A 12692-nucleotide genomic window follows, 5' to 3' on the forward strand; every position below is an offset into this window, starting at 1 on the left:
CAATAAAAAACGCCTTTCGATAAAGGCGTTTTTTTGTGAGGTGTAATTTTAACTATTTGGTCAAAATTAAGCGGTTATTGCGAGTTAAGCGTAAGCGATATTCCTCACCTTCGTGCTCAATACGTACCTCTTTGGTCAAGGCAAACAGATGCTGTGATTGCAAAGTCGGTAGACGGTTTTCGCGGCAGTTTAAGTAACGAGAGATAACCATGCTCATAGTAAATTCCTTTTGGTAAAACAGTTGAGTAGTCGACATCGAAGAGTAATAGTCATTAACGATAATAATTATCATTTAGATTGGATTGTTTTGCAAGGTAATTGATAAAATAAAATGCAGTCATTATGTAAACTTATATAAACCTACGATGATAAAGTCAGATTGAATTTATTTTTTATTTTTTATATCAATGACTTAACTTAATATCAGTTTATTATCGCAAGTGACTATTCATAACAAACAAAGCAAGCATTCGAGTCATAACAAATAAAACAAGCATTTGAGGACAGTATTATGGCAAACGCCGCAATGATTCAACAAACCCACCATCAAAAGATTGTAAATGTCGCTGTCGCTGTTATTCATTATCAGACGCAGTATTTGCTCGGATTTCGAGATGCGGCTCAACATCAGGGCAACCGTTATGAGTTTGTAGGTGGCAAGATAGAGGCGAATGAAACCGCAAAACAGGCATTAATACGCGAAGTCGCTGAAGAAACTGGAATCGATATTCACGACAATACTGTCGTCAAACTTGGACGACTGCATCATGATTATGGGGATAAGCAAGTGAGCTTGCAGGTCTATAATATTGAGCTGACAGCAGGGCAGTATGAGCAACATCGCCATCTTTGCTATGGCTTAGAAGGGCAAGCGCTAAAATGGGTCAATAAATCTGCGCTATTGGCAGGGAAGTATCATTTCCCTGCTGCCAATAAAACGATTTTAGAATGGTTGCGTCTACCCGCACAGATAGCGATTAGCTATCCTTTGGCGCACTTTAATGATCTGCCCAATCCAGCAACAGAATGGTTGACCTATCACAAGGAAAAAGTAGGGACCCATGCTTGGCTATACATTCGAGTTAAGGACTCAGACTTTGATAATAGCGTAAAGCAATTGATGGCTTTGCGTCCAGACATTCAAGTGATTCTGCCATTTGAGCGTCGCCTTCATTCATTACAAGCCGATTATCAGATCGTTGCTCATCAAATCTCTCAGACTGCGCTCATGAAATGGTTTGATAATGAGCAAGACAGTTCCGTAGGTGAGCAGGCGTTACCTCTCGATCGACCATTAATAATCAGCTGTCACGATGCAGCCAGTATCCATGCCGCTAATCAGCTTGCTAGTGTTCGTTTACAGCAGCAGCAAGCACCAGTGATCGGTGTGTTTTTATCACCAGTACTAGCGACCCAAACGCATCCCGATACTGCGCCATTAGGTTGGGTAGCGTGGTCAGCTTTGGCACAGTTGGCTGACATGCCAGTCATTGGTTTGGGTGGCTTGTCACCAGCTATGATTGAGCAAGCTGTCCAATACGGCGGTATCAGCGTGGCCGGTATCAGCCAGTTCGTTTAGGCGTTTTTTTAGCAAGTTTTTATTAATAAATACCAAGTTAACTATGCTCATCAAGTGCTTGTACAAGGCCTATCACGTCAAGCACAGTAGCTACCATTTATCAAAGTAAATTCTTAATAATAATAAGCTTCCCTTATATTTATCCAATCGGTAACTATGTGTTTATTCTCTAATCTAAATACAGAATTACTTACAAACCGTTGCGTTTTCCTACATTGCGACACTGTTTTAATCATAGCACTGCCATTAAGATAGGCTATCAAATTAGAGAGTCTTCAAGCTGTTTTTATAGATGACGTTTTTGGCTTTTAATAAACCAATTGTCTGGTCAAGCGACTCTCACTACTCATAATAATATTTGATTTTTCTCACATTATCTTTATTAGTAACAATATTTTTGTGTAGAAAATCAAATAATATTTATTTGATAATGAATAAGTTTTTAACCATCACCAATAATTAATGGTATCCCTATGAAAACCAATAAGTTACCTCAGTCATCATGGTCTGATGCACAGGCAGCCGGTTCTCAATCACAGCAAAACAGTCAGTTAAAGAACCATTATCAGGATAATGGGCAACACGTAAATAGTGCCAGCAATGATGCAAGCTATAACCATGCTATCAATGGTAATAAAAGTCTCAATGCTAGTAATGACAGCGACAGTTATAACGGCGAACATTCAAACCATTTGGCAAAAACATCGTCTTTGCAAGACAGCTATTTTGGATACAAAAGCATCGACAAAAGCCTTACACAGGCAAAAGAGTTTGCTATGATTGAAAACGGTAATATCAACAGTAACGATTCAAAAAATAGCGATATAGAGGATTTTGACACGGCTAATGGCTTCAAAAAAGCTAGCGGCTCTCAAAAAATCCGTGGCTACAAAAAAGCGCAGAAGAAGCAAGCACAGGAATCTAACAAAGTAGATGTACTGATGTCAGAGGAACAAGCGAATATTTCAATAGAAAAACCTCAAAACACAGATGATTTATCATTGACGACGACCTCATATAAAGAAATACCGGAGCGCATATTTATGAATGGGCTTATTAAGCATACTGGCATTGCCCTAGCGATTATTATACCGTTGGCGGCGTTTTCGGCTTATGCTGCGCCGTTACCAGCGACTAGCGCGTCCACTAGTAAAACTTCTGCCACGGCGACGACTGATAAAACCACAACGCAAACCTTGTCTGTGAAGCCCAGCGACATCATCCATAAGTCTGCGAACACACCGACCACCGTCGACAGTGTGGATCTCAAAAAGTATGCAGGCACGTGGTATGAGATAGGTCGGTTACCAATGTACTTTCAGCGCAACTGTGCTAGTGATGTAACCGCAAACTATGCCCAAAAAATAGACGGCTCCGGAGTGGTAGTCACCAATAAATGTAAAGCTGAAGACGGTTCAGATATTACCGCTGAGGGATTGGCAAAACCTGCCGACGATACGGGTAGCAAGCTAAAAGTGACGTTCTTGCCTTCATGGATTCGCTGGTTACCAGTCGGTCGTGCCGATTATTGGGTATTGGCGCGCGATGCTGATTATCAGACAGCGCTAGTTGGTACGCCAGACAAAGACTATTTATGGTTACTAGCACGTTCGCCCAATGTCAGTCAGGAAACCTATGCGAAATATCGCCAAATTGCCCAGCAACAAGGCTACGACTTGAAAGAATTTAAACTGACCGCACAAAGCAATCAAACAGTTACTTTAGTACCCTAATTGTTTAGTGACTTAATTGTTTAGTGCGCTAGTTGTTTATCGATTTAGTTGTTTAACAGCATCGTTGTTTAAGGCGTTCGAATTTAACAAAGGCAGCGTAATAGGCTGCCTTTATTTTTATAATCAAGTCAATATAGCCCCAAAATAGGTTATAAGTGCGCGCTGATCGGTTATCACTGGCAAAATTGACCGTTTTAGGCTAAAATCTAGGCGATCTAAATACACTGATGAAAATGAAAAATGATTGGCATGGATGTTTTGCCCTCATCGTATTTGACCTCACCGTATTTGAATAGTCACTTAGACTAAATACAATCTATCTGTTTGATACTTCTTCATACTTTACTGATCATACATTACTGACCATAAGGATGTTTCTCGTGAGCAACGCTGATACCTTACGCCACCTACATCAAGAGCACTTGAGCAATTATAACAACCAAGAGCAACAAGCGATTGAGCTGATGGGGCTATTGAATAAGCTCTATAACGAGCAAGATGTCCAAGTGACCTTGTTCGGTGAAACGCTAGATACGACCTCAGTCGGTCGCATATTGGCACTACATCAAAAAGTAGCGATGCGTGATCAAGATGCAAAAGCCATCGCTATCGCTGATACGCTAGCGATGGTTAAAGTGCTAGCAGACAATAAGGCTATCCAAGCTGCGCGTATCGATGTCGGTCAATTGATTGCTAATGACAGTGATGTACAAGCGGCTCTGCAATCTATTAGCAGTGACAACAATGCTATCAATGGTGCGACTGATGTCGTGCTATACGGTTTTGGTCGTATTGGTCGTATCTTAACGCGTCTATTGTTATCGCAAGCGTCAAGCGCGAAAGGCGTACAACTCAAAGCCATCGTCGTACGTCCGGCTGCTGCTGGTGATTTGGCCAAGCGTGCATCATTACTAGAGCGTGATTCGATTCATGGTAGCTTCGCTGGTGGCGTGGTGGTTGATGATGAAAATAACGGTCTGATTATCAATGGTCGCTTTGTGCAAGTTATTTATGCTAAAGACCCAAGCGAAATTGATTATACGGCTTATGGTATCAACGATGCATTGGTTGTTGATAACACGGGCATTTGGAAAGACGAAGCCGGTCTTGGTAAGCATCTACAGTCTCAAGGCGTTAAAAAAGTATTGCTAACGGCTCCTGCTGGCGGCGAGATTAAAAACGTCGTTTATGGTGTGAATAATGATACGGTCGGTGATGATACGATTGTCAGCGCGGCGAGCTGTACGACCAACGCGATTACACCAACGCTAAAAGTATTGAATGACGAGTATGGTATCGAAAATGGTCATGTGGAAACGATTCATTCGTTCACCAACGACCAAAACCTAATCGATAACTACCACAAGGCCGATCGCCGTGGCCGTAGTGCAGTGTTGAATATGGTTATCACTAGTACTGGTGCGGCAAAAGCAGTTGGTAAAGCACTACCAGAGCTTAGCGGCAAATTAACCGGTAATGCTATTCGTGTCCCAACGCCGAATGTCAGCTTAGCAATTTTAAACTTAAACCTCAAAACTGCACCTGCCAGTGCTGATGCGTTAAATGAGTTTATGCGTAAAATTTCTAATAGCAGCCAGTGGCAAACACAGATTGCTTATACGGACTCTACCGAAGCGGTCTCGACTGATTTCGTCGGTGATACGCACGTCGGTATCGTTGATGCACAAGCGACGATTCTCACGGACAATCATGCCATCGTTTATATCTGGTATGACAACGAAGTGGGCTACAGTACGCAAGTATTACGTTTGGCGACACAAATGGCCGGCATCAGCTATACTCAGATTCCAGCGTAAAAATTCTAAGTCTATAGCAGTGATACGCTAATGCATTAAGTTTCGTATAGAAGCCATGTTTTTTAGATGTGATACTCAAGCACCCGATAGTCCGATTGGTTATCGGGTGTTGTTGTCATACTTGTTGCTAAGTATCATGTTTGTTGCTAAGTATTTTGGCACACTAGGGTTATAATTATTTTTAAACCAGTTTTTTACAAGCACTAATTTTTTATAAGCATTAAGTTTTTACAACTACACAAACACATAGCTATACCCTAAAATACAGTCGTTGGCTGTAACCAGTTTATAAACTGGATGGTAAATTAAGGAACGTAAGATGCGATTTATTGATGAAGCCGTCGTAACGGTAAAAGCAGGTGACGGTGGTAACGGAATCGCCAGTTTTCGCCGAGAAAAGTATGTCCCACGTGGTGGACCTGATGGTGGCGATGGTGGCAAGGGCGGAGATGTTTATGCCATTGCGGAGGATAACACCAACACCCTAGTTGACTATCGCTATACGCGTCGCTATGACGCCATGCGAGCTGAGAATGGTCATAGTAGAAACTGTTCAGGTAAGGGCTCTGACGATCTATTTTTGCCAGTGCCTATCGGTACGACGATAGTCGATACCGAAACCGATGAAGTGTTGGGTGATTTGATTGAAATTGGTCAGACTTTGCTCATTGCCAAAGGCGGTGATGGCGGTTTGGGTAATACTCACTTCAAAAGCTCGACTAACCAAGCACCGCGCAAGGCTACTTCAGGCTTTGAAGGTGAGCTAAAAGTGCTTAAGTTTGAGCTAAAAGTTGTGGCTGATGTTGGCTTGATTGGTTTACCTAATGCGGGTAAATCGACCTTTATCCGCCAAGTCTCTGCTGCTAGACCAAAAGTTGCTGATTATCCGTTTACCACGTTGGTTCCAAATCTGGGCGTGGTCGATATTGGTCGTCATCGCTCGTTCGTCATGGCGGATATTCCGGGTTTAATCGAAGGTGCCTCAGAAGGTGCAGGACTTGGCATTCGCTTTTTAAAGCATGTTGCTCGTACGCGCCGTCTGTTACATGTGGTTGATGTAAAGCCAATTGATGGCAGCGATCCGGTAAAAAATGCTCGTGTTATCTTGAATGAGCTTGAACGTTTTTCGCCTGAATTATCCAACCTACCCCAAATTTTGGTATTAAACAAAATTGATCAGGTGCCTGAAGAAGAGTTAAATGAGCTCTGTACCCATATTGTCGCTGAGCTTGGTTGGACAGGAGATGTATTTCGCACGTCAACTCTAATGGGTGAAGGGACTGATGCTGTTAAATATCATTTGATGAATGAGATTGAACGTGAGCGCGAACGCGAAATAGAGGACCCCATCTTCGCTGAAGCACAAAGAACACGTTTTGAGCGCTTAGAAGTAGAAGTACGTCTGAATACTGAAGCCCAGCGTGAGGCTTATCGTGCGGCTCGAAAAGCGGCACGTGAAGGGTTGGACTTAAACGACGATGATGATTTAGATGATGACGATGAAGATGGCGTTGAAGTCGTTTATGTTCCTTAAATGATGGTGCTTAAACTGATATACTTGAATTTTTTAGATCAATCCCCGTAATTAATTGACATAAGACACAGGAGTTTATATGGCAGGTGACATAGAAAACACGACCGAAGAAGCAAGGTTTATTAAGCAAACTCGCAACTTTGATATTCAGCGCGTTATTGTCAAGATTGGCTCATCGTTATTAACCAATAACGGTCGAGGGCTAGATCGAACTGCCATTTACGAATGGGCAAAGCAAATTGCTAAGCTGCACAAGCAAGGCGTGGAAGTACTGCTCGTGTCGTCAGGGGCAGTTGCTGAAGGCGTGGTACGCATGAACCTAGAGGAGCGTCCCAAAAAATTAGCGGCGCTGCAAGCTTGTGCTTCTATTGGTCAAATGGGCTTGATTGAAACCTGGTGGTCAGCGTTGATTCAGCACGGTATTCAAAGCTCTCAGCTACTACTAACCCATGATGACTTGTCCAACCGTAGTCGTTATCTGAATACCACAGGCGCACTGACACAGTTATTAGAATGGAACGTGCTACCGGTCATTAATGAAAACGACACCATCACCATTGATGAGATCAAATTTGGCGACAACGATACGTTAGGTGCGATGGCAGCAGCGATGGTCAATGCTGATTTGTACATTATCTTAACGGATCAAGACGGCGTGTTCACTGATAATCCGCGTGATAACCCTGATGCCAAAATGATTCGTCAAGAGCGTGCCATGGCTGATTACTTGTTTGATATTGCAGGTGATGGTGGCAAACTCGGACGTGGTGGAATGCTAACCAAGATTCGTGCTGGTCGCCTTGCCGCCATGGGTGGTTGTCCTACCGTAATTGTGAGCGGCGCTATCGATGACGTTATTACCCGTGTGGTATCTGGTGAAGCGGTTGGTACGTTGCTAACGACTAATGACGAAGATAAAATCATTGCTCGTAAACAATGGCTAGCAGCGCATCTACGTATGTCAGGCTCTTTGATTGTTGATGCTGGTGCCGCAAAAGCCGTCGTTGAACATCATAAGAGCTTGCTACCAGTCGGCGTAGCAGAAGTACGCGGTGATTTTGATGAAGGTGATGTGGTCGAAATTGTGCACCAAGATACAGGCGAGCGTCTCGCCGTTGGCCAAGTCAACTTCTCCTCTCGTGACGCGCGCCGTGTGGCTCGTGAGCGTACTGAGCAATTCGATAGAATTCTTGGTAATAATGAAGAGCGCGTGGTCATGGTACATCGTGACAACCTAGCATTGACGATGTAGTGGTATCGATTTTCTATGTACTTGACTTTCTATGTATAAGTATAAAGGTGTCTTATCTATAAGTATAAATAAGGCATCAAATGACTTTGGTCAATAGATTGTTTTTGTCATACGATTACTTATACTCATCGAGGTTGGAAATTTATGCGCGACGAAAAGCTTGTTAATACGCCCTAATATTTAAAAGTAACCGACACTCAAAAATTTGAAAACCAGTATTATTTTGTGATACCAGACGTTTTTGGTTTAAAAGGCGATTTTGATCAAAACCCGTCTTTGTACAAAAACCTGATGGTTTAATTTGTGCCGCGTTCTATATTCTTTATATTTAACTTATTTTATCCAGCACGGTATTCATTGTTATCATTATCAATGAATACCGTGTTGTTTTGGAGATTTGTACATGAGTGCTTCAGACAATAACAACTCGCTTCAGCATGAGTTTGCCCCTCTAAAAAACGACAGATTACTACGTGCCTTTCGTTTTGAGACGATCGACACCACACCCGTGTGGATGATGCGCCAAGCTGGTCGTTATTTACCAGAGTATAAAGCCACCCGTGCTGAAGCAGGTGATTTTATGAGCTTGTGCCGCGATACCGATCGCGCGACAGAAGTCACTTTACAGCCACTACGTCGTTATGATTTGGACGCAGCTATCCTATTTAGTGATATTTTGACTATCCCTGATGCCATGGGCTTGGGTTTGTATTTCGAGACGGGAGAAGGGCCGAAGTTCAAACACCCTATTCGTACGCAAGCTGATTTAGATAGACTGCCTGTGCTTGATGTCAATGACTCTCTGGATTACGTCATGCGTGCGGTGAACAGCATTCGTAAAGCATTAAATGGGCAAGTGCCCTTATTCGGTTTTTCTGGTAGTCCGTGGACACTAGCGACCTATATGATTGAAGGCGGCAGCTCAAAAGATTATCGTTATACCAAAGGCTTTTTATATAGTAACCCAGCTTTTTTAAATCAATTATTAGATAAGCTTGCCACGTCTGTTATTGACTATTTAGATGCGCAAGTCGTTGCTGGTGCTCAAGTATTGCAGATATTTGACAGCTGGGGCGGCGCGCTTGGTCATCGTCAGTTTATCGATTTTTCACATGTTTATAATAAGCGCATCGTCGCTGAGCTAAAAGTGCGTCACCCTGATATACCAGTGGTACTGTTTACCAAGGGCGGCGGACTATGGCTAGATGTCCAAGCGGATAGTGAGGCGGATGCCTTAGGTCTAGATTGGACGATGCCGCTTGATCGGGCGCGTCAAGCATTGACTGAGAGTCAGCGTCAATTGACCAAACAGCATAAGAAGTTACAGAGTAGCAAAGCGCTTCAAGGTAATTTGGATCCAGCAACCCTTTACGGTTCTCCTGAAACCATCCGCTCAGAAGTAAAGTTAATGCTAGATAGCGCTTATGCTAATGGCGAAAAAACTGGCTACGTGGCGAATTTGGGTCATGGTATTACGCAGTGGGTCAACCCTGACAATGCCAAAGTGTTTATCGATGCCGTGCATGATTACAAAATCTAGCCATTGTTTTATTTAATCACTGTGCTATTTAATCATTGTGGTATTTAGCCACTGAGATATTTAAATGCTATGATAAATTGGACTTATAAATTTAAAATCCAGTGGTAGCGATAGCTAGCAATTACATTACTGAGTAAAAGGGGATATCTTATGATTTCAGCAGCAATCGTCGGTGGCACAGGATATACAGGTATTGAGCTGATTCGCTTACTATCCGCTCATCCTGAGGTTTCTATTGATTTGCTAACGTCACGTAGTGAAGCGGGTACACGTGCTGATGAGATATTCCCAAGCTTACGCGGTATCTCGGATATTGTCTTTAGTGACTTGGGTGATGATACGCTTGCCACCCTACAAAAATGTGATGTGGTGTTTTTTGCCACGCCACACGGTGTCGCGATGAAACAAGCACAAGCGTTGACTCAAGCAGGTGTACGAGTCATCGATTTGGCGGCTGATTTTCGTCTCCAGTCATTGATGGAGTTTGAGCATTGGTATAAACAGTCGCATGCCTGTCCTGAGCTGCTGAAAACGGCTGTTTATGGCTTACCTGAAGTCAATCGCGACAAACTTGCAAACGCTTTGGTCGTAGGAAATCCTGGCTGTTATCCAACCACCGCTATTTTGGGTTTAAAACCCATTATTGACGCGCAAAATCAGCAAGCCACCCGATTGATCGATGCTCGTATTGTTATTGATGCGAAGTCTGGCGTTTCAGGGGCGGGACGTCAGGCGAGTCTGGCGCTTAATTATGCGGAAACAACGGACAATTTTAAAGCTTATAGCGTTACAGGTCATCGTCATCTGCCAGAGATTGAGCAGGGGGTGGCGCAGTTATTAGACAGTCAGTTTAGCCATCGTATTCGCTTTTTACCGCATCTAGTGCCAATGATTCGTGGCATGTTAAGCTCTATCCATATGGAGTTGACCGAAGAAGGCGCTGCCATCGATTGGCAACAAGCATTTGAACAATGCTATGCGTCAGAGTTGTTTATTGATGTCATGCCAAAAGGTATTTATCCTGATACGCGCAGTGTGCGAGCCAGCAACCGTCTGCGGATTTCGGTACATCAGGACAATGAGCGTTCTGAATTGACGGTTATTGTGGTACAAGACAATTTAGTAAAAGGCGCGGCTGGGCAGGCGGTACAGAATATGAATGTGATGTTTGGGTTTGATGAGTCACAGGGGTTGAATTTTGCGCCGATTGTCCCTTAAGCTTACTATCCAACATTGTATTTTTACTGTTAAATCATTCATATTGATGGTGCTAGGTATTGATTATAAATTCCGCTATAATAACCTGCCCTTACTGTTAAGAGATACTGTCTAAATGCGTGTTAAGATTGTACTACGCTTTTGCTCACAGCCAGCACGTTTATCGTGCCAAGACTCTGTTCCATATCAAGTGGAGCGTAGACCGCATTCTTTACAAAGCAGTGACCGCTTTATCGACAACCATCACAATCTCATTGCTGGTCAAAAAGGGGCATCGACACTGGTGCTGGCACTCTTTGTTGTGGCCATATTAGTGACCGCTACTGTTGGATTGTTATTTGGTCATAAGCTTGGCTATCAGCGCGGCTTTCATTCGATGCAAACCGAGACCAAGCAAGCAATTATCAATAGCAATGAGGCGACCAAAGAGCTAAAAGACTTGCGGATTAGCAACAAAATAGCCACCAGTGAGGCTGCGACTGCCAAGCAAGAGCTGGCGATTAGTTTGGCAAACTTGAAAGAGTTACGCGAAACGCAAAAATCACTAACTGTTGAAAACAAACAAGTTGCCCAGCTTAATGAGCTCTATACTGAGGTGATTGCTGATAATGGTGGCATGCCACTACAGATAATTGGTGCTAATATTAAGCCGCTACCTGAGAATGCTTTTGAGTATGGTTTTGACATCGGTATGCTCAGTGAAGATGGTAATGCCAAGCGTTTAACACCAACGTTGACATTGCTTGATGATGATGACTTCGTGGAAGTGCCGCTAGATCCTGCCAGTTATTCGATTAAGGGTATTGTGCGTATTCGTGGCCGCTTTATGATGCCATCAGGCTTTAAGCCATTGCAGGCAAAACTGACTTTGAGAGCCGGTGGTCAGCAAAAAGAACAGCTTTATGACTGGAAGCTTGGCGATAGGGTCGACAATATGCCGCTATCGCTTTTAGATTTGCCAGAAGTAGATGAAAGTCCTATCGAGCCTTGATTATAGTCAATTCATATAAATCCGTTACATCGTCATTCACGCTAACCATGCTGATGTATCGCTTGCACTCGGTTTCATTGTATTGAAATATCAAAGCATCGAAATATCGAAATTATTTGAATTTAACTATAGTGCCTAAAATTTAATTAATATCTAAAACCTAACAAGTACTTGAAATTTAATGGTATAAGCCAAAGTTAGTTAAACGTAATGGCTGTTCATAACCATTATTTTATAACAATGACATTTTTTGATAATTAACGATATTTTCTGATAACTAATGATACTTTGCGCTATGCCTGATAGCCTTTCTGTATAACCTCTTCTTTATTTCAAACTTACCTTATAATTATACTTTGATTATGATAAAACCTATGACTCTACAAGCTAGGCCGACCGTTTTTGATTGGCACTTTCCTAATATACCTGCGCAACGCGCTCAAGATAGTGAGCCAGACGGTGAGACATCGCCGCAAGCAGACGTGCTCGTGGCCGAGCCAGAAGTGGCGAAGCCACCGATGTATGCGGTCGTGATGTACAATGACAATTACACGCCGATGGAGTTTGTTGTCTACGTTTTGCAGTCAGAATTTCGCCACAGCGTTGATTCTGCCGTTGAAATCATGTTGACGATTCATAACAGCAGTAAAGGTATTGCCGGTATTTATCCCAAAGATATCGCCGAAACCAAAGCCAAAAAGGTGAATAGCCTTGCTCATCGCGAAGGTTATCCGTTACTGACTCAAATCGAACCGCATCAAGGTGAATAGCCGTCGCGACTGTTTTATTTTGTCGCAGTTTTTCGCTTTGTTTAGCATTCCCTAAATCAGCCATTCAGAAGACCACTGGCAGGCTTTATATTGATAAACCTATATAAAGCTTTATTGTCATAAAGTTCTGCTAATTGCTTTACAGCAAAACAGCGCAATTGCCCTTCCCAAATAAGTAGACATCTTTCTGTCAAATAAGTAGACATCTTTCTGTGTTGATCTTGATTTTCAGGTTAAGTAGCCCTATATATTAAACAT

10 protein-coding genes are annotated in these 12692 nt (G+C 42.8%); 9 read left to right on the forward strand and 1 reads right to left on the reverse strand.

Features of this window, described 5'->3' with window-relative positions:
- Positions 1-52: 52 nt before the first annotated feature.
- The gene (gene hemP, locus CXF65_RS08315) at positions 53-211 is read right to left on the reverse strand and encodes a hemin uptake protein HemP (protein ID WP_227672156.1); all 159 of its coding nucleotides are present in this window, start codon (positions 209-211) and stop codon (positions 53-55) included.
- 300 nt (positions 212-511) lie between these two features.
- Here hemP and CXF65_RS08320 point away from each other — a divergent pair, with 300 nt between their 5' ends.
- The 9 genes from CXF65_RS08320 (at position 512) to CXF65_RS08360 (ending at position 12434) form a co-directional block, all read left to right on the forward strand.
- Positions 512-1579, forward strand: a complete 1068-nt coding sequence (locus CXF65_RS08320) for an NUDIX domain-containing protein (RefSeq protein WP_101211704.1) — start codon at positions 512-514, stop codon at positions 1577-1579.
- Positions 1580-2052: 473 nt separating this feature from the next.
- A complete protein-coding gene (locus CXF65_RS08325; protein ID WP_101211705.1) occupies positions 2053-3312 on the forward strand; it encodes a lipocalin family protein in 1260 nt (419 codons plus the stop codon).
- 371 nt (positions 3313-3683) lie between these two features.
- Positions 3684-5129 (forward strand): glyceraldehyde-3-phosphate dehydrogenase, encoded by a 1446-nt coding sequence (locus CXF65_RS08330; protein WP_101211706.1) that lies wholly within the window; start codon positions 3684-3686, stop codon positions 5127-5129.
- A 319-nt stretch (positions 5130-5448) separates the two neighbouring features.
- Positions 5449-6663: an Obg family GTPase CgtA gene (cgtA, locus tag CXF65_RS08335; RefSeq protein ID WP_025650501.1), complete on the forward strand. Its 1215-nt coding sequence runs from the start codon at positions 5449-5451 to the stop codon at positions 6661-6663.
- 79 nt (positions 6664-6742) lie between these two features.
- The gene (gene proB / locus CXF65_RS08340) at positions 6743-7915 is read left to right on the forward strand and encodes a glutamate 5-kinase (protein ID WP_025650500.1); all 1173 of its coding nucleotides are present in this window, start codon (positions 6743-6745) and stop codon (positions 7913-7915) included.
- 403 nt (positions 7916-8318) lie between these two features.
- Entirely contained in the window at positions 8319-9455 is a 1137-nt protein-coding gene (gene hemE / locus CXF65_RS08345; protein ID WP_101211707.1) for a uroporphyrinogen decarboxylase, read from the forward strand.
- 150 nt (positions 9456-9605) lie between these two features.
- Positions 9606-10673, forward strand: a complete 1068-nt coding sequence (gene argC / locus CXF65_RS08350; protein WP_101211708.1) for an N-acetyl-gamma-glutamyl-phosphate reductase — start codon at positions 9606-9608, stop codon at positions 10671-10673.
- A 115-nt stretch (positions 10674-10788) separates the two neighbouring features.
- A complete protein-coding gene (locus CXF65_RS08355; protein ID WP_025650497.1) occupies positions 10789-11664 on the forward strand; it encodes a hypothetical protein in 876 nt (291 codons plus the stop codon).
- 374 nt (positions 11665-12038) lie between these two features.
- The gene (locus CXF65_RS08360) at positions 12039-12434 is read left to right on the forward strand and encodes an ATP-dependent Clp protease adaptor ClpS (RefSeq protein ID WP_101211709.1); all 396 of its coding nucleotides are present in this window, start codon (positions 12039-12041) and stop codon (positions 12432-12434) included.
- Positions 12435-12692: the final 258 nt, after the last annotated feature.

The sequence above is a fragment of the Psychrobacter sp. Sarcosine-3u-12 genome (genome assembly GCF_002836005.1).
Classification (GTDB): domain Bacteria; phylum Pseudomonadota; class Gammaproteobacteria; order Pseudomonadales; family Moraxellaceae; genus Psychrobacter; species Psychrobacter okhotskensis.

Bases quoted from the DNA above. Each gene is read 5' to 3' on its own strand.
- hemP (WP_227672156.1), bottom strand. From the start codon at position 211: ATGGTTATCTCTCGTTACTTAAACTGCCGCGAAAACCGTCTACCGACT.
- CXF65_RS08320 (WP_101211704.1), top strand. From the start codon at position 512: ATGGCAAACGCCGCAATGATTCAACAAACCCACCATCAAAAGATTGTA.
- CXF65_RS08325 (WP_101211705.1), top strand. From the start codon at position 2,053: ATGAAAACCAATAAGTTACCTCAGTCATCATGGTCTGATGCACAGGCA.
- CXF65_RS08330 (WP_101211706.1), top strand. From the start codon at position 3,684: ATGTTTCTCGTGAGCAACGCTGATACCTTACGCCACCTACATCAAGAG.
- cgtA (WP_025650501.1), top strand. From the start codon at position 5,449: ATGCGATTTATTGATGAAGCCGTCGTAACGGTAAAAGCAGGTGACGGT.
- proB (WP_025650500.1), top strand. From the start codon at position 6,743: ATGGCAGGTGACATAGAAAACACGACCGAAGAAGCAAGGTTTATTAAG.
- hemE (WP_101211707.1), top strand. From the start codon at position 8,319: ATGAGTGCTTCAGACAATAACAACTCGCTTCAGCATGAGTTTGCCCCT.
- argC (WP_101211708.1), top strand. From the start codon at position 9,606: ATGATTTCAGCAGCAATCGTCGGTGGCACAGGATATACAGGTATTGAG.
- CXF65_RS08355 (WP_025650497.1), top strand. From the start codon at position 10,789: ATGCGTGTTAAGATTGTACTACGCTTTTGCTCACAGCCAGCACGTTTA.
- CXF65_RS08360 (WP_101211709.1), top strand. From the start codon at position 12,039: ATGACTCTACAAGCTAGGCCGACCGTTTTTGATTGGCACTTTCCTAAT.